Consider the following 16,346-nt stretch of genomic DNA (forward strand, 5'->3'; position numbering starts at 1 on the left):
CGCGACCATCCTACGCCTCAGCCGGAAATGCGACCGCATCGTCGCTGCTGATCCCAATTGCGACCGCCAATCCGACGTCCGGAATGCGGCTCGCATCGCGTGCTGCAAGCCGCATCATCAGGCGCCCGCTGGCGGCGTCCGGAGCATCGACATAAAGATCGACATGGTCGCCCTGATAGATGGTCGCAGCGACCTTGCCCACGAAAGCCGTATCCGCTCCAGCCGCGAGGTGTAGATGCTGCGGCCTTACGAACAGGTCAACCGACGATCCGGCTGCCGTACCCGCCAGTGGCCCGGCCGGCACGCCGATTTTCGTGGGTCCGATGGAGACGATGGCACCATCTGCGTGCGTCTGGTCGAGCGTGGCGCGCAACAGCGATCCGTCACCGATGAACGAAGCCACGAAGCGATCGGCCGGACGGCGGTAGAGCGCCTCCGGCGTGTCGATCTGGCAGATCCGACCGGACGACATCACCGCGATGCGGTCTGACAGCGACAGCGCCTCGCTCTGGTCGTGGGTGACGAAAATCGTGGTTACGCCGAGCCGGCGCTGAATTTCCTTCACCTCGACCTGCATGGACCCACGCAGATTCTTGTCCAGCGCGGAGAACGGCTCGTCGAGCAGCAGCACCTTGGGCTCGATCACAAGCGCACGCGCCAACGCGACGCGCTGCTGCTGTCCGCCGGACAATTGCCGGGGCTTCCGATCCTCGAATCCGGTCAGCTTCATCATCGCCAGGATTTCGGCGACGCGCCTCCTGATCTCATCCTTGCCAACCCCGCGCGCCTTCAGGCCATAGGCCACATTATTGGTGACCGACATGTGCGGGAACAGCGCGTAATTCTGGAACACGATGCCGGTCTGCCGCGCGAAGGCGGGAACGTCAGTTACCACCGCGCCGTCGATGAAAATCTCGCCTTCGTCCGGCGCAAGAAATCCGGCCACGAGATTGAGCAGCGTGGTCTTGCCGCAGCCCGAGGGGCCGAGCAATGTCATGAATTCGCCGCGCGCGATTTTCAGCCAGGCGCGGTCGAGCGCAATGGCCGGACCGAAACGCTTGGTCACGCCGTCGAGGCGGACCGCGATCTCCGCCCCTGGCGCTGCAGCCGGTGTCCCCTGCGTATCACCGGGCCTGCTCGACATTCAGCACCTTTCCGAGACCGAGAAACGCATTGGCGAGAGCGAGCAGTGTCGCCGTCACAACGATGAAAATGACCGACAGCGCCGCCATGGTGGGATCGGCATATTCGCGGACGTAGTTATACATCGCCACCGGCAGGGTTTGCGTGCGCTGCGCCGTCACGAACAGCGCGGCGGTGAATTCGTTGAAGGACAGGATCGCCGCAAACAGCCAGCCGCTGACCAGGCCCGGCGTCAGCAGCGGCAGCGTCACCGTCAGCAGCACGCGCCATGGCTTCGCGCCGAGGCTCGCCGCGGCGAGTTCAAGCCGCGGATCGAGATTGCGCAGCGAGATATACACGCTGCGAAGCACGAACGGCAGGACCAGAATCACTTGGCAGACAATGACCACGGTGAACGTACGCGTCATGCCGATCTGGGCGGCAAATATCAGCATTCCGAGTCCAACCGTGAAATGCGGCACGACCAGCGGTGCCAGCAGCAGTCCCTCGATCACGCCCCTGCCACGAAACCGGTAGCGGTCGATAACGAACGCGAATGCGGAACCGACCACAAGGGCAATGACCGATGTGGCGAGCATCACGATCATGCCGTTCTCGAATCCCAGCCGAAAGTCGCGATAGCTGATCGCGTTGTGAAACCAGCGCAGCGAGAGTTCCTGCGGCGGAAACGACAGAATCGCCTTTTCGTTGAACGACGCGACCGTGACCACGAAGGCCGGCAGGATGATGAAGCCCAGGACCGCCACTACAAGCACCTTGCCGGCAAAGCCGAGCATGCGGTGTGACACCGGCCGCGCCATCAATGGACCCCCACTTTCTCGAGCGGGCGCAAGGTGAGGCGCATCACGGCGATCGCGACATAGGTGAGCGCGAGCCCCGCAACGCAGAGGGCCGCCGCAAACGGGAAATTGAAATTGGCGAAACCGAGCGTATAGACGAGGTTCGACACCATGTTCACCTTGCCGCCGCCAACCAGTTGCGGTGTGGCGAAGGCGCTGAAGGTCCAGGCGAAGGCGGTGGTCAGACCGGCGACGATTCCGGGACCGGAAAGCGGCAGCGTCACGGTCAGAAACACCCGCACCGGACCGGCGCCGAGGCTTTCCGCCGCCTTCTCGTAATCGGGATCGATATGCGCGATGGCCGCCGCGAGCATCACCACCACGACCGGCAGCGAGACATGGACAAGCGCGATGGTCACGCCTGTAACCGTGAAAAGGAGCTGGATCGGCTGTTCGATGATGCCGGTCTGCCGCAGCACCGAGTTGATGAACCCGTTATTGCCGAGCACCACGATCCAGGAATAGGTGCGCACCACCTCGCCGAGGAACAGCGGAGTGACGGTGACGATCAGGATGAAGGATTTGACGAACAGGCTCTTCGAGCGGACCAGCGCATAGGCGAGCGGATAGCCGAAAATCAGGCTCAGGACCGCAGTGAGCAGGCATAGCCACACCGTGTCGATGAACACCCACGCATACAGGGGGCGCAGCATCCCGGCGAAATTCGCAAGGGTCAAACCGCCGACATCGAGCGAGCCCGGAATATGCGCGCGGACGCTGTATTGCAGGATAGCGAACATCGACACGGCGAAGATCGCCGCCGTGATCACGGCCGGAGCCGTGAACAGCTTCAGAAAGGGCCGGGGCTGAGCCGCCCCTGCCGCTGGTCCTGTCTGATTCAAGGGAGTTCGCCCGGCCCCGCACCAGAGCCGGGCCCGCCGTGTCAGCGAGCCCGGCTGCTGCCATCAATTGATGACGTTCTCGGTGAACCACTTGCGCCATTCGCCGGTCTTCTCGGCGCGGAGCTTGTGGTCGATGATGAGCGCTTCCTTGTTCCACTGTTCCGGTGTCGTGAATACACCGGGCAGCTTCGCGACGTCGTCGGCAAGCTTTGCGTTGGTGACGACGGGGCTACCCTTTTTCAGGGTCGCGACTTCGGTCTGAACGGCCGGGTCCAGCATGATGTTCACGAACTTGTAGGCTAGGTCCGCGTTTTTCGTGCCCTTCATGATGCCGATGGTATCGATGCCGAGAACGGCGCCTTCCTTCGGCATCGCCACCTTCACCGGCACCCCCTGACTCGCGATGTGATAGGCGTTCATCGACAGCATGACCTGGACCGGCGCTTCGCCGTTCTGCAGGAGTTGCTGCGAGGCCGCGTCGTTGGCGTAATAGGCCTTGAAGTTCGGCTTCAGCGCCTTCAGCTTGTCGCTGCCCTTTTCCCAGCTTGCGGCGTCGCCGCCCATGAGCTTCGCCGACACGACGACGAGGTGGCTCGCGTCGAAGTCAGGCGCCGAAATCTTGCCTTTCAGCGCCGGATTCCAGAGATCGTTCCAGGATGTGAACGTCATGCCGGCCGGCACCATGTCGGGGCGATAGCCGATGGTGTAGACATACGCCCATGAGCCGATGTGGTAGGGGCTGATCTTGGCCTGATCGACCAGAGATTTTGCGTTCGGAATTTTGCTCATGTCGAGCTGTTCGTACAGCCCGTCATTGGCATAAAGCCAGCCGACATGCGACGTTGTGAAGGTGATGTCGCTCTCGGGGTTGCCCTTGGCGAGCTTCGCCTTGTTCAGCCGGTCGATGGTGCCGCCCGTGATGAACTCGACATCAGCGCCGGTCTGCTCCTTGAATTTCTTGGCGACCGTCTTTTCCAGCAGATCCTTCCAGCTTCCGCCCCACGTCGAGACGACAAGCTTTTCGGCGGCATGGACCGGCAGCGCCCAGAGCGCGACCGCGATTGCGGCAGATGCGAAAAATATTCGTTTCATGCTCATACTCCCTCTGTTGATCGACCCGAGAGCAAGCAAGTTGCGCGCCATCGGGAGACGCAAGTCGAGGACGGCAGTCACCTGCCATCCCTTGCCCGTCCAAGTTTCCTCACCCGTGTCGCCCTGATCTCAATCATAGGGCACGGACGTTGTCGTTTCGAGTTCCGCCGTCGACGCGCCCGACACGCGCGCGGCGGTTTGATAGACCTCAGACCTAAGCAGGTTCCGCAGGAATTTCAGCGATAACGTCGATCTCCATCAGATATTCGGGTTTGGCGAGGCCTTCGACGATGAGTCCGGTCGAGACCGGGTAGACACCCTTCAGCCATTTTCCGATCACCTGATAGACCGGCTCCCTGTAAGCGCGGTCGGTAATGTAGATCGTGACCTTGACGATGTCTTCGAGCTTCGCACCCGCTTCTTCGAGCAGGATCTTCACGCATTTCATGGCGTTCTCGGTCTGCGCGGCAGCATCGCCGATGCCGACGACCTGGCCTTCCAGGCTCATCGCGGTCTGGCCGCGAAGATAGACCGTATTGCCGGCGCGCACTGCCATGCACAGGTCATTGTCGAGCTTTTGTTCGGGATAGGCGTCGCGGGTGTTGAACTTGCGGACACGGGTATGGGACGTCATTTCGTCATTTCTTTCCATCGACGCGATCGGAGAGGTCGGCAGCGCGCTTCACGAAGTCGAGCGGGCCGTCAAAGTCGAACGAGTTGTACACCGCCGCGAGATGATTGAAGTGCGGCGCCTGCGCGAACTGGATGAAAGTGAGCCGGTGGCCGGCATAGTCCGAGTTCAGCAGGTCCCGGGCGAAGGCCAAGAGCTTGCGGCGATCCTCGGCCTGCCAGTTGTCGTTCAGCGAGTAGAATTTTTCCAGCCAGCTTCCGGAGCCCTGCGCCCTGAAAGCAGCCTCGTTGGGCGTGACGCAGATCTGTCCGCCGCACAATTCGCGCGCGATATGCATCATCTGCGGCAGGTTTGAGCACGCAAAAACCCGGCCAGCATAGAGCATAGGCTGGTTCGGCATCAGGAGGTCGCCCGGGCTTGTCTGCGCCGCCGCGATCGAAGCGGTGAGATGCGCGTTGATGCCCTCGCGATAGCAGACGAGGTCGGCCAGCTTCTCGCGCACCGCCTGCATCTTGTCGAGACCGGTCTGCCTCGCGTTCCACATCGCGGCCCCGATCATCATGTCGGCGAAATAGAGAACGCGCAGGGTGTAGGGGAAGGCGGAATATCGGTGCAGCGTTCCGCGGATATATTGCGCCGCCTTGGTGTGTCGATAGAAGAACACGTCCTCCCAGGGAATCAGGACATCGTCCAGAACCATCAGAAAGTCGACCTCGTCGAACTTGTTGGCGAGCGGATAATCCGCGGCGCTGGCGCGCCCGGCAAAACCCGAACGCGCGATGTGCTTCACACCCTTCGCGCCCATCCGCACGATGCCGCCGACCGCGTAGTCGGAGAGCTGCTCGTTGGTCCAGGCGCCCACCGTCGGCTTCAGAAAGGCCTGGTCGGCATACCCCGACGCGGTTTCGTATTTTGCGCCGCGGACAACGATGCCGGCGTCAGTCTCTTTCACGACATGCACCATCATGTCGGGATCCTGCTCCTGCGGGGGCTTGGATCGGTCGCCCTTGGGATCGGTGTTGGCGGAGACATGGAACGGGTCGTTCTCGATCACCGCCTGGATGTGATTGGCGATGTTGTCGCCGAAGCGGGGGTCGATCTCGTTGAGCACGTCGCGTCCGTCATAGAGCGACCACATCTCGCCGACAGTTTCGTCGCCGACCCGGGTAACCACGCCCTTGATGTCGTTCATCACCGTGTCGCAGGCGGCCCACTTGTCGTGCCAGTCCTTCTGCTCGCGCGGAAGCCGGTTGAAGACCGAATGGCGGTTGTTGTCTTCGACATAGGTCAGCGCCCCGGCATGTTCGTCCTCATGCTGCATGTCGTACATGCGGGCGCGGATATCGATGATCGGCATCAACGCGGCGTGCTTGGTCGGGTCCTTGACCCGTTCGCCGTCGATCCAGATTTCACGGCCGTCCCGAAGGCCTTCCCGGTATTGCTCGCCTGTCCGGATCATTGCTTCGTCTCCGCGCCTTGATCTGAAGCAAAGATTGCGCGTTGCAGCTAAATCGGTAAAATACTTTATTCTAACGATCTTGATCGGATTTTCGGATGCAGGCAATAGTCTATTGAAACTGTCCCTGCGCCAGTTGCGTTATGTGGTGGCTGCCGCCGATACCGGCCATGTCACGCTTGCGGCGAAGCGCCTCAATGTGTCGCAGCCCTCGATTTCCAGCGCGATTGCCGAATTGGAGGCGGAAATTGGGGTGCCGCTGTTCATCCGGCTTCATGCCCGCGGGGTGACGCTGACCCCGGTCGGCGAGCGGGTGGTCAATGAGGCGCGCCTTCTCCTGAAGCACGCGCAGGATTTTGCGCAGAACGCGGTCGAACTGGGTGATGCCCTGAAAGGCGAAATTACGGTCGGCTGCTTCCTCACGCTGGCGATCCGGTTCATGCCGGGCCTGCTGGCTGGCTTCACGCAGAAGTTTCCCGGTATCACCGTCGCGCTGCGCGAAGGCGATCAGGAGGAGATGATTTCGGCAATGCTGGCCGGGCGGACCGAGCTAGCGCTTGCCTACAGCCTCGCTGTGCCGGACGAGATCGAGGCCGAGCCGCTGATCGACCTGCCGCCCTACGCAATCGTTGCCGCCAACCATCCGCTCGCGAGCCGCAAGGCGGTGAGCCTGCACGCCCTTGCCGACGAGCCCTTCATCCTGCTCGACCTGCCGCATTCACGCGACTATTTCTTCGGACTCTTCCGGTCCGCCGGTATCGAGCCACGCATCGTATTCAAGTCGCGCTCGCAAGAACTGATCCGCGGGCTCGTCGCGCATGGGCACGGCTTCGCGATCCAGAATGCCATTCCCGCGACGACCATCGCCTATGACGGCAACAGTATCGCAGTGCTCGCATTGGATGAGACGCTGCTGCCGACCCGGATTATGACGCTGCGGCTGAAGCATTACCCGCCGCGCCCGGCGGTGCAGGCGTTCCAGACCTATATGCGCGAGGCCTTTTCGCCGCGCGGGATCTTTGCGCCGGGGTCAATAACCCCGCCGGGGGTCGATTCCGTGAAGCGGCGGAAGGCCTGACCGCACACGCCGGATGCTTTCGGCGACCTCCCGTGCAGCCGCTTCCGGCACGGTTATGCTGGCAAGGTGCGGCGTGATCAGCACGTTCTTCATGCTCCAAAAAGCGTGATTCCTCGGCAGCGGCTCGACCGTGAACACGTCGAGCGTTGCTTCCTCGATGGTTCCGGATTGCAGTGCATCAATCAGGGCCGGCTCGTCGACGACGGCGCCGCGCGAGGCGTTGATGAGCTTGGCGCCGGCCGGCAGCAGCGCCAGGCGCCGCGCGTCCAGCAGGCCGCGGGTCTCCGGCGTCAGAGGCAGAAGGATCACAAGGATTTCGATGTCGCGCAGGAAGTCGTCGAGCGTGTCGCTTCCAGCCGAGCAGCGAACGCCCGGGATGTCCTTCAGGCTGCGACTCCAGCCGCGAACGTCGAAACCCGTTCGCACCAGCGCCTGCGCTGCAGGTCCTCCGAGTTCGCCAAGTCCCAGCACGCCGACGCGGATGTCGGACAGTGCGCGCGGATGAATATATTTCCACTCGCCGCGACGCTGGGCGCGCTCGAAGATGTGGATGTCGCGCGCGTATCGGATGACCGAGAACAGGACGTAGGAGGACATCAGCGACACCATCCCGGTGTCGGACAGCCGCGAGATCGGAACGTCCGGCAAATCGTCGCGGCCGACCAGCGAGTCGACTCCGGCGCCAAGATTGGTGACCAGCTTCAGATTGGGAAAGCGCCCAAAGAAGCCGGCAGGCGGCTTCCAGGTCAAAGCGTAATGCACAATCGCAGGGTCGACGGCGTCAGGATCGGTGTGGAAGTCGATATCCGGAAGTTCGGCGGTCAGCGTCTTCTTCCAGGCCTCCGGATCATCGAATTCACTATAGAAGATCAGCGCATCGCGGCTCATGCTTTCGCCGCCTTTTCGATCAGCTTCACCATTGCGCTGATCGCCATCTCGTAGCCGAGCGGCCCGAGCCCGGCGACAATGCCGGTCGCCGCTTTCGAGATGAAGGAATGGTGCCGGAACGGCTCGCGTTTGTAGATATTGCTCATATGCACCTCGATGATCGGCTTCTCATAGGCCAGCAGCGCGTCGAGGATGGCGATTGAGGTGTAGGTCAATCCGGCACCGTTGATGATCAGCCCGTCGGTCTCCTGCCGCGCGGCCTGAATCCAGTCGATCAGTTCTCCCTCATGGTTGGACTGGCGGAAATCGAGCGAGGCGCCGAGGTTGTTCGCATGCATGCGGCAGCGCGCCTCGATCTGCGGAAAGCTTTCAGTGCCGTAGGTGCCTTTGGCATCCAGCCCGTAAAGGTTGGCATTGGGGCCGTTGAGAAAGAGAATGCGTGGCTGTGTCACACCATGGGCTCTGCTGCGATCGCGGGGAGAACGGCGATCACGATACTCAGACCAGGGGCCGCGTCAAAGCTCAAAATCAATACTGTCCTTTCGGTTCGAGGCCGAATACGTGCTGACCATACATGGCACCCACCGCATCCCAGTTCAGGCTGATATGCGAACTCGCGGCGTGGATGTCGCGCCAGAACCGCTGCACCGGATGCTGCATGCCGAGCGCGGACCCGCCCATTGCTACGAACACCGCGTCCACAGCCTGCACGCAGAGCCTGGTCGCGAAGGTGTGGGTCAGCCGGTTGCGCAGGCGCATGTCGAGGTCCACGGCCCTACCGGCATGGACCGCATCGCTGGTTTCTCGCAGATCGCGGTGGATCATCAGTTGAGCGGCATCGATGGAAGCGGTCGCCTCAGCGACGCGAAGCTGCACCGTGGCGAATTCGGACATGCGATTGTTGCCGCCGGCGACCGCGCCGCGCGTGGTGCGGTTGCCAACCTGCTCGATGAAGGCTTTCAGCGCCCCGCGCGCCATGCCGAGTGCGGGCGATACCAGGCAATGCGGCACGACGGCGAGCATCGGCTGTCGATAGATCGGGTTCAGATTAACCGCGATGCCGGGCCCCTGGCCGGTCAGCATTTCCGCGAAGGTGACCAGCCGATGTGCCGGAACGAATGCGTTGTCGACCACGATGGTCTTGCTGCCGGTGGCGGCGAGACCCATCGTGTTCCAGTCGTCGTGGATGGTGTAGTCCGACTTCGGAACCAGGAAAAAGCCCGGCTTCGGTCCGTCCGCCAGCGGTATAATTCCGCCGACGATCCCCCAAGTCGCGTTGTCGACTCCGCTCGCGAAGCTCCAGCGCCCGCTGAGCCTGTATCCGCCGCGCTCGGCCGTCGCCTTGCCGGCGGGCGCATAGGAGACGGCCGCGACCGCATCGAGACTGTCGCGCCAGAAATCGTGCTGCGCCTCGTCGGGATAGCAGCCGATCATCCAGGGGTGCACGGCGCCGAGGCTGTAGACCCAGCCGGTCGATCCATCGCCGCTCGCCACCGCGCAGACCGCTTCCACGAAGACGTCGTAGCCGAGTTCAAAGCCACCGAACCGCTTCGGCTGCATGATGCGGAAAAGCTGCTGCTCGCGCATCTGCTCCACGAGATCGGCCGAAACTTGTCGTGCCTTCTCGAACTCGGTCGCGCGCTCGCGCGCGATTGCGCCGATCCGGCCCGCGCGCGCGAGCAGATCGGGAACGTCCGGGGTGGTCTCAGTCGGGGCCGTTGCTGCAGCGAGCGCCACGTCTACCTCCCATTGCACATTGCTTTTTTTGGATATTACGCCCGACATGTGCCAACGGCAAGCCGAAACTTGCATTTGCAAGTATTGTATTGCGGGGGGTGGGGCGTATGTCGCGTAAAAAACCTTGAATACGCGGACTTTCGCGCCTATCGAGGGTACAAATCGCCGCAGCCGTTCCGGAAGAAATGCCACGAAAGCTGATCCTGCAGGAGTTCCTGCCCTATCTCCTGAACCGCGCCGGTTTGCGCGTCGGATTGATGTTCTCGCGCGATATCGAGCCGTTCGACGTCACGCTGCCGATGTGGCGCGTCCTGGTTGAGCTCTGGCACAACGGCGAACACCGACTGGGTGAGTTGTCGGAGCGGACCTCCATCGACATGTCCACGCTGTCGCGGCTGGTCGTTACGATGCAGCGCAGGAACCTGGTCATGCGCCAGCGGTCCGGACTCGACGGCCGCGCTCTCAGCCTGACACTGACCGCGCGCGGTGTCGCCCTGACCGAGAAGATCGTCCCGCACGCGCTGCATTACGAGGACGTCGCGATGGAGGGCATGAGCGCGCGCCAGGTCGCGATGCTCAAGGATCTGCTGAAGCGCGTCTACAGCAATCTCGAAACCATCGACAATGCGGCTGCGCGGCGGCCGGCCGCGAAAACGCGGCCGGCAAAGGCAGCAAGAACGGCCCGCAGGACGCGGGCCAAGCGCCGGGTCAGATCTTCAGTTTGAAAAGGTCGACGCAGTTGGTCCGACCGATTTTGATCCGGTCGTTCTCGCTGATCGATGCCGCGTCGAACCAGATCGCGGCGTGATCGATATTCTCGAACGGCCAGTCGGTCGAGAAGAGAATGTGGTCCGCGCCGATCTCAAGGATCGCGTCGATCAGCGTCTGGGTGCGGAAGTTGCCGGAGGTGGTCAGCCAGAAATTGGTACGGAAATAGTCTCCGAGCTTTTTCTTGGCCGGATATTTGTGCGGCAAATGCAGAGTCCAGCCGTTGCGGTTGTCGACGCGCCACATCGAATAGGGCAGTCCCTCGCCCATATGGCCGAGCACGATCTTCAGGTTCGGATGGGTGTCGAACAGGCCGGACGCCATCAGCCGCAGCGCATGCACCGCGGTCTCCTGACCGAACGCCCAGGTCGGGCCGAGCAGCCACGGGTGGCCGTCATAAATGCGCGAATCCTGCGGCAGCGGGTTGCGCGGATGCAGGTAGAACGGCACGCCGAGCTTCTCGTTCTCCGCCCAGAACGGCCAGTATTGCTTGAGGTCGTAATAGATCGGCACGGTCGGGTCGCCGGCCTGCGAGAAGCCGTTCACCAAAGAGCCGACGAAGCCCAGTTCCTTCACGCAGCGCTGCAATTCGCGCGCGGCCAGATCCGGGTCCTGCATCGGGAGCGCGGCGAGGCCCTGGAATCGGTCGGGGCGCTTGGCAACCTGTTCGGCGAGGAAGTCGTTCGCCTTTTTCGCGAGTTCGTTGGCTTTCTTGACATCCGGGATCGCCTGGATCGCCGGCGCGTTGAGCGACAGCAGCATCATCTCGATGCCAAACTCGTCCATCTGCTGCAGCCGCTTGCCGTGGATGTCGAGCAGGCGCGCACTCAACTCCGTCCATATCGCGTCCGGCAGGAAGCCGTTCGAGTCCTGCAGCGTGTCGTCTATTGCAAAATGCTCTTCGAGCGCGATCTTGCCCTTCATCCCGTCCTCCCGGCCGTTCGGTTTCAATGCTTGAAGGATGTCCTATGGCAATTTATTTTCAGGTGCAAATAATTTGTCCGGCTGCGCTTCAGTACTGCACCACCGGCAGGAGGATATGCGAGGGATGCTCGGCGCTGTGATGAATGGTGTCGCGGCCGACCTTGTCGGGCGTATAGTCGTGCTGGAACACGAATTCGGTGAGCTGTGAATCGCCGTTCGCTATTTCGAGCCGGATCCGGCTGCCTTTCTTGAAGCGGTACGCGGTCGGCATGACCGCAATTTCAAAGACATAGACCTTGCCCGGCTCGATCGGCTCGGGCGCGACATGGTGGTACCACGGCGCGCAGGGCAGCGATTTGTCCGTGTCTATCGCCCGGTGAGAAGCCCGCAGCCAGCCCTTGGTCACCACACGCGATCGCGGCTGGGCGCCATCCGACGCGGCGCCGTCCGGCGGAAATTGCTCGGACAGCTTGACGATGAAATCGGTATCGCGATTGCTCGACGACGCATGGAGATTGAGCTGGATCGGACCGGCGATCTCGACATCTTTCTCGATTGGTGCGGAGGTGAAAGTCAGTACGTTGCGCACCGGATCCGGACGTCCGTTCTTGTCGAACCCGACCACGCCGGCGCGCCATTGCGGGTTGGGATAGTCGTAGCCCGTTGACCCATCGGTCTCGTCCGCGCCGAGACTGCCGTCGTTCAGCGACAGCACCGAACCGGTCGGGCCCGCGCCGAGATAATAGGTGCGATACGAAATGTTCTGCGGCGGCCATGTTTGCGCCGAGCGGAACTCTTCGGCGCCCGGCACGAAATAGCGGACATCCGGCTCGTCCGGATAGGACGTCTTCTCGCCCTTGAGATAGCAATCGTAAAACGGACGCAGATAGGTCTCGTGAAAGGCGATGCTCGAAAAGTCGGCGACCGCAGCGAACAGCGAAGACGAACCGAAGACCAGCAGCTTTTTCGGCGATTGCGTCCGCTGGAAACCAACGATGTTGCCGTTGAGATGCAGGTCGACTTTGGTCCAGACTCCGATCGAGAACACCGGCACCTTGATCTTGTCGATTTTTTCCGCTGCGGCGCGCTGCTTCCAGAACTCATCATAGGTGTTGTGGCGCTTGACCGCGCCGACATAGTCCCACTCGATGAACCGCGAAGGGCCGCTGGCCGGATACTGATTCACGTTCCGTGTCGTCGAATTGTACCAGATCGACGGAAACGCACCCGGTATGCCGCCGGTATAGGCCGAGGAGCGATAGGTATCGATATTGCCGTCATAGGGCGCGATGCAGGCGAGACCGGGCGGGTTCTGGATGCCCATGAACCACTGCATGCGGGCGTAGTAGGACTGACCGATGCCGCCGACCTTGCCGTTCGACCAGCTCTGTTGCGTGATCCAGACGATGACATCATGAAGATCGCGCTGCTCGGCCTCGCACATGTAGCGGTATTCTCCGCCGGAGCGGCCGGTGCCGCGCACGTCCAGATGGACGAAGGCGTAACCATGCTTCAGGTAATAGTCGATCGGCCCGGTCTCCCGCCACAGGAAGATCGGGGTCGCAGGTGCGATGTTGTTGTCGAACCTGTATGGCGAGGCTGCAAACAGTGTCGGAAATTGCCCGGTGCCTTCCGGCAGATACACCGCAGCGGCGAGCGCAACGCCGTCATTGGCACGAATTGTGGCGACAAAGCTCGGCTGCAGGGATTCCATAAGAGCTGCACTTGGCGATCTGGGCGACCTGTTGCAGGCGGCGTGCATGATCTCACGCCGCCTGCCCTGTCGATCGGCTGGTAAAGGATGCGGTTAGTCCTTGGCGTAGGGATAGATCATCTTTCCGTTCTTGTACTTGTCCGGCCAGAGAACCGGCTGCTTCGATCCATCACGGAATTGTGCGACGTCATTGGGCTGCACATCCTGAAACTGCGAAAACACGGTCCGCGGCTCCGCCCATTCGCCGTCCTTTCCGAATTTCAGCTGGCCTGCGACGGTGTCGAAGGTGTTGGCGTGGATGTATTTCGCAATCTTGTCGTGGTCGAGGCTTTTGGTTTCCGTCACGGCCTTCGCCAGAATCTGGCCGGCCGCATATCCGAACGGAACGAAGCCGTATCCGAACGGATCAATCTTCTGGCCTTTTGCCTTCTCGCGGTATTTCGCCAGCACGTCCTGCAGCCCTGGAAACTTGAAGATCGGAGTGAAACTTTCCATGATCACCAGGTTGTTGGTGAGCGGTCCGAGCTGAACTTTCAGCGGCGTCGCCAGCAGGCCGATCATGGTGCCGCCGAACATCTTGGGCTTCAGGCCGATTTCATGGGCGGACCGGATGATACCGACCGTATCGGGGGGATAGGCGGCAACGAACACGATGTCGGGATTGGCGGCCTGGACTGCGCGCATGATCGGCGCGAAATCCGTGTTGCCGGGCGGATAGCTACGGTCATACACAATCTTGAATCCGAGCTTCTTGGCGTTTTCCTTCGCGCCGTCAGCGGCGGTGCGGGCGAATTCAGCATCGGCGGCGACCATGGCAACAGTGACGGGCTTCGGATTTTGCTCCGACGCCAGTTCGAAGAATCCCTTCGAGAAGGCGGCGACACCCTCGCTTGAAACCGGGACCATCGAAAAGTAGCGATCGTAGTTGAAATGCCGGTTCACGCCGATCGCCAGCATCGTGATGGTTGTCTTGCCAGCCTGCATGATGACAGGAATGGCGGGCGCTGCCATGTTGGTGCTGTAGGGTCCGAGAAGCAGGTCGACCTTGTCCACCGAGAGGAGCTTCTGGTAGATGCCCGGCACATTTGCCGGGCTGCTCTGGTCGTCGTAATGCACGAGTTCGACGGGGCGACCGAGCAGACCGCCGGCAGTGTTCACGTCATCGCGCCAGATTTCCAGCGCCCGCAGCAATTGCTGACCGTTCGGCGCCACTGCGCCGGTCAGCGACATGCTGAATCCGACCTTGATCGGGTCGCCCTTCGGCGCCTGTGCTGAAGCGCCGGAGACGGAAAGGACGACAATCGCCAGTAACGCGGTGACACGCCCCCATAGCGTCCGCAATGTCACGCTCATAAAAACCTCCCTGTTTGCGTATCGATGAGTTCAGCCCGGCTTCTGCGTCCGGTTCGTTTGAAGTGTGGTTATTCCATCATCTCGTCGGGCGGCATCGGTCCCCAAAGGTTGGCCGCCTCCGGAGTCTTCGGCCAGGTCTTCGGACGCTGCGGATTGTCCCGGTGCCATGGGCGCGGCTCGAAATAGCCGAGCGCCTCGTCCTTCATCAGATCGAGTTCGGCGAACAATTCGGTGATCAGACCGTTCGGGCTCCGGTGATAGGAAAACAGGTTGTGACCGATGCCGTGACGGCCCGGGCCCCACAGCGTCTTGTATCCATGCCGGCTGATGTAATCGAGCGCGGTCTGCATGTGCGCCCAGTCGCGCAGCTCGAACGCGGTGTGGAAGTGCTTGTTCTTCCCGGTCTCCACCAGATTGATGGTGTGGTGGTCGGGACCGCAGCGCAGGAACGAGAAGAAGTCGCCCATCCAGTCCGAAACGCGAAAACCCAGCACGTCGCAATAGAAGCGCGTCGCTCGTTGTGCGTCAGTGACGTGGAAGGCGATGTGACCAAGCTTGTGCGGGACCACGCCGCCCTTGCTCGTGAAAGGCTGCTTCTGCAACTCCGGCTGCCTGAAGACCTCCATCACCGTGCCCTTGATGTCTTCGAACGACACCATGTCGGAGATCGTGGGCTCGGAATCCTTCTTGCGCTCGGTACGGATGCCGTGCGCTGCGGTCTGCTTTTCGAAGGCGTCGAGATCGTCATCCGGTCCGATCTGGAAACCGATGCGGGTGCAGCGCGGATGCGATCCGCTGCGCAGGATGACAGAGTGATGCTCGTTCGTGCTGGCCAGATAGGCGGCGTCCCGCTCCCGCCCGATCAGGGTGAGGCCGAGAATGTCGGTGTAGTATTCAAGCTGGTGCTCAAGATCGGGAGTTTCGTAGCACGCATGAGAGATTTTCCGCACGCCGATCATGGAGATCGCTCCTTCAGTTTTGTCGGGTTGTTGTTTCGAAATGTTCGAGAATCGCGGCCACGTCGCGGTCGCCAATCTTCGGGACGGCGCGCGCGTAGATGTCGATCAGGCTGTCGAGCAGTTCGGTTTCAAGTCCTGCTTCAACGGCCATTTCCTTCGCGTTGTCGAGATAGCGCGCGAGACCGGCGGCCGAGCCATGGGGCGGCATGAACCGTCGCTCCGCCATCCACGGCGCGCGGATCGCGAATGCGGACGAGCCGCCGCTGCCGGACGCGACCGCCTTGATCAGCAGGTCGATGTCGACGCCGGTCCTCATGGCGAGCGCCATCGCCTGCGCGGTGCCGGCGATATGCAGCGCGACCAGGAAATTGCTGACCAGCTTGACCTTGGTGGCGGCGCCGAAATCGCCGAGATGGACGCAAAGGTCGGCGAAGTCCGCGATAATCGGTTCGATTCCTTTTACTGCATCAGCAGGCCCGCCGAGATAGATCACGCCCTTGCGGGCCGCGATCATGCCCGGCGTGCCCGCGACCTCGCCGTCGAGGAACACTGCGCCCTTGTCGGCGAGCGGCTTTACATACTGCTCCTTGAACCGGACCGGATGTGAGCCGAACTCCACGATGATCTGGCCCGGACGCGCGGATTTCATCAACCCGTCGACGCCGTTGATCACCTCCTCCAGCGCTGCGTCGGTCGGCAGGCAGGTGAACACGATATCGCTCTGTGCGCCGACATCGGCGGGCGATTTGGCCCTGATGCCGCCGAGCTTCTCGAACTCGGCGAGCGACGAGCGCCGGTAGCCGATGACGGTGTGGCCCTTCTTGAGAAGGTGCTCGCAAATCGGCAGGCCGATCAATCCAACCCCGACGAACCCGATCGTCTGCATGCGCGCACTTCCCATTCAGGCGCTCTTCCGTGTCTG

16 protein-coding genes are annotated in these 16,346 nt (G+C 61.8%); 2 read left to right on the forward strand and 14 right to left on the reverse strand.

Annotation, left to right across the window (positions count from 1 at the left end):
* Positions 1–10: 10 nt before the first annotated feature.
* The 6 genes from AB7F49_RS01735 to AB7F49_RS01760 all read right to left on the reverse strand — a co-directional run bounded on the left by AB7F49_RS01735 (position 11) and on the right by AB7F49_RS01760 (position 6,006).
* Positions 11–1,144, reverse strand: a complete 1,134-nt coding sequence (locus AB7F49_RS01735; RefSeq protein WP_428519668.1) for an ABC transporter ATP-binding protein — start codon at positions 1,142–1,144, stop codon at positions 11–13.
* Complete coding sequence (locus AB7F49_RS01740; protein ID WP_428519670.1) at positions 1,125–1,943, reverse strand: ABC transporter permease; 819 nt, start codon at positions 1,941–1,943, stop codon at positions 1,125–1,127. The genes AB7F49_RS01735 and AB7F49_RS01740 overlap by 20 nt, the downstream gene beginning before the upstream one ends.
* Complete coding sequence (locus tag AB7F49_RS01745; protein WP_428519672.1) at positions 1,943–2,824, reverse strand: ABC transporter permease; 882 nt, start codon at positions 2,822–2,824, stop codon at positions 1,943–1,945. Before AB7F49_RS01745 ends, AB7F49_RS01740 begins: the two co-directional genes overlap by 1 nt.
* Positions 2,825–2,887: 63 nt before the next feature.
* Positions 2,888–3,916 carry an ABC transporter substrate-binding protein gene (locus AB7F49_RS01750; RefSeq protein ID WP_428519674.1) on the reverse strand — a complete coding sequence of 343 codons (1,029 nt, stop codon included), beginning with the start codon at positions 3,914–3,916 and terminating at the stop codon, positions 2,888–2,890.
* A gap of 214 nt (positions 3,917–4,130) precedes the next feature.
* A complete protein-coding gene (locus tag AB7F49_RS01755) occupies positions 4,131–4,550 on the reverse strand; it encodes a RidA family protein (RefSeq protein ID WP_428519676.1) in 420 nt (139 codons plus the stop codon).
* A 4-nt stretch (positions 4,551–4,554) separates the two neighbouring features.
* Positions 4,555–6,006 (reverse strand): 4-hydroxyphenylacetate 3-hydroxylase family protein, encoded by a 1,452-nt coding sequence (locus tag AB7F49_RS01760; RefSeq protein ID WP_428519678.1) that lies wholly within the window; start codon positions 6,004–6,006, stop codon positions 4,555–4,557.
* Positions 6,007–6,118: 112 nt separating this feature from the next.
* On the opposite strand from AB7F49_RS01760, the gene AB7F49_RS01765 reads away from it, so the two are divergent.
* The gene (locus tag AB7F49_RS01765) at positions 6,119–7,081 is read left to right on the forward strand and encodes a LysR family transcriptional regulator (protein ID WP_428519680.1); all 963 of its coding nucleotides are present in this window, start codon (positions 6,119–6,121) and stop codon (positions 7,079–7,081) included.
* Here the strand turns inward: AB7F49_RS01765 and AB7F49_RS01770 are convergent.
* From AB7F49_RS01770 to AB7F49_RS01780, 3 genes are all read right to left on the reverse strand, one after another.
* The gene (locus AB7F49_RS01770) at positions 7,034–7,969 is read right to left on the reverse strand and encodes a 2-hydroxyacid dehydrogenase (RefSeq protein ID WP_428519682.1); all 936 of its coding nucleotides are present in this window, start codon (positions 7,967–7,969) and stop codon (positions 7,034–7,036) included. The two genes, AB7F49_RS01765 and AB7F49_RS01770, sit on opposite strands and share 48 nt — an antisense overlap.
* Positions 7,966–8,421, reverse strand: coding sequence for a type II 3-dehydroquinate dehydratase (locus AB7F49_RS01775; RefSeq protein ID WP_428519684.1), 456 nt, complete (start codon positions 8,419–8,421; stop codon positions 7,966–7,968). The genes AB7F49_RS01770 and AB7F49_RS01775 overlap by 4 nt, the downstream gene beginning before the upstream one ends.
* A 76-nt stretch (positions 8,422–8,497) precedes the next feature.
* Complete coding sequence (locus AB7F49_RS01780) at positions 8,498–9,706, reverse strand: acyl-CoA dehydrogenase family protein (RefSeq protein WP_428519686.1); 1,209 nt, start codon at positions 9,704–9,706, stop codon at positions 8,498–8,500.
* Positions 9,707–9,891: 185 nt separating this feature from the next.
* Here AB7F49_RS01780 and AB7F49_RS01785 point away from each other — a divergent pair, with 185 nt between their 5' ends.
* Entirely contained in the window at positions 9,892–10,431 is a 540-nt protein-coding gene (locus AB7F49_RS01785; RefSeq protein ID WP_428519688.1) for a MarR family winged helix-turn-helix transcriptional regulator, read from the forward strand.
* On the opposite strand, the gene AB7F49_RS01790 is transcribed toward AB7F49_RS01785, so the two are convergent.
* From AB7F49_RS01790 to AB7F49_RS01810, 5 genes are all read right to left on the reverse strand, one after another.
* Entirely contained in the window at positions 10,415–11,398 is a 984-nt protein-coding gene (locus tag AB7F49_RS01790; RefSeq protein ID WP_428519690.1) for an amidohydrolase family protein, read from the reverse strand. The two genes, AB7F49_RS01785 and AB7F49_RS01790, sit on opposite strands and share 17 nt — an antisense overlap.
* 88 nt (positions 11,399–11,486) lie before the next feature.
* Positions 11,487–13,112 (reverse strand): CocE/NonD family hydrolase, encoded by a 1,626-nt coding sequence (locus AB7F49_RS01795; protein WP_428519692.1) that lies wholly within the window; start codon positions 13,110–13,112, stop codon positions 11,487–11,489.
* A gap of 93 nt (positions 13,113–13,205) precedes the next feature.
* Positions 13,206–14,465, reverse strand: coding sequence for an amino acid ABC transporter substrate-binding protein (locus AB7F49_RS01800; protein WP_428519694.1), 1,260 nt, complete (start codon positions 14,463–14,465; stop codon positions 13,206–13,208).
* A gap of 68 nt (positions 14,466–14,533) precedes the next feature.
* Complete coding sequence (locus tag AB7F49_RS01805; RefSeq protein WP_428519696.1) at positions 14,534–15,424, reverse strand: VOC family protein; 891 nt, start codon at positions 15,422–15,424, stop codon at positions 14,534–14,536.
* Between the two features lie 13 nt (positions 15,425–15,437).
* Positions 15,438–16,310: an NAD(P)-dependent oxidoreductase gene (locus tag AB7F49_RS01810; protein ID WP_428519698.1), complete on the reverse strand. Its 873-nt coding sequence runs from the start codon at positions 16,308–16,310 to the stop codon at positions 15,438–15,440.
* Between the last annotated feature and the right edge of the window lie 36 nt (positions 16,311–16,346).

It is taken from the genome of Pseudorhodoplanes sp. (assembly GCF_050250235.1).
Taxonomy (GTDB): Bacteria; Pseudomonadota; Alphaproteobacteria; order Rhizobiales; family Xanthobacteraceae; genus Pseudorhodoplanes.

Coding starts and splice junctions, on each gene's coding strand:
- AB7F49_RS01805 (WP_428519696.1), bottom strand. CDS start 15,424: ATGATCGGCGTGCGGAAAATCTCTCATGCGTGCTACGAAACTCCCGAT.
- AB7F49_RS01800 (WP_428519694.1), bottom strand. CDS start 14,465: ATGAGCGTGACATTGCGGACGCTATGGGGGCGTGTCACCGCGTTACTG.
- AB7F49_RS01750 (WP_428519674.1), bottom strand. CDS start 3,916: ATGAAACGAATATTTTTCGCATCTGCCGCAATCGCGGTCGCGCTCTGG.
- AB7F49_RS01810 (WP_428519698.1), bottom strand. CDS start 16,310: ATGCAGACGATCGGGTTCGTCGGGGTTGGATTGATCGGCCTGCCGATT.
- AB7F49_RS01795 (WP_428519692.1), bottom strand. CDS start 13,112: ATGGAATCCCTGCAGCCGAGCTTTGTCGCCACAATTCGTGCCAATGAC.
- AB7F49_RS01785 (WP_428519688.1), top strand. CDS start 9,892: ATGCCACGAAAGCTGATCCTGCAGGAGTTCCTGCCCTATCTCCTGAAC.
- AB7F49_RS01770 (WP_428519682.1), bottom strand. CDS start 7,969: ATGAGCCGCGATGCGCTGATCTTCTATAGTGAATTCGATGATCCGGAG.
- AB7F49_RS01740 (WP_428519670.1), bottom strand. CDS start 1,943: ATGGCGCGGCCGGTGTCACACCGCATGCTCGGCTTTGCCGGCAAGGTG.
- AB7F49_RS01790 (WP_428519690.1), bottom strand. CDS start 11,398: ATGAAGGGCAAGATCGCGCTCGAAGAGCATTTTGCAATAGACGACACG.
- AB7F49_RS01755 (WP_428519676.1), bottom strand. CDS start 4,550: ATGACGTCCCATACCCGTGTCCGCAAGTTCAACACCCGCGACGCCTAT.
- AB7F49_RS01760 (WP_428519678.1), bottom strand. CDS start 6,006: ATGATCCGGACAGGCGAGCAATACCGGGAAGGCCTTCGGGACGGCCGT.
- AB7F49_RS01735 (WP_428519668.1), bottom strand. CDS start 1,144: ATGTCGAGCAGGCCCGGTGATACGCAGGGGACACCGGCTGCAGCGCCA.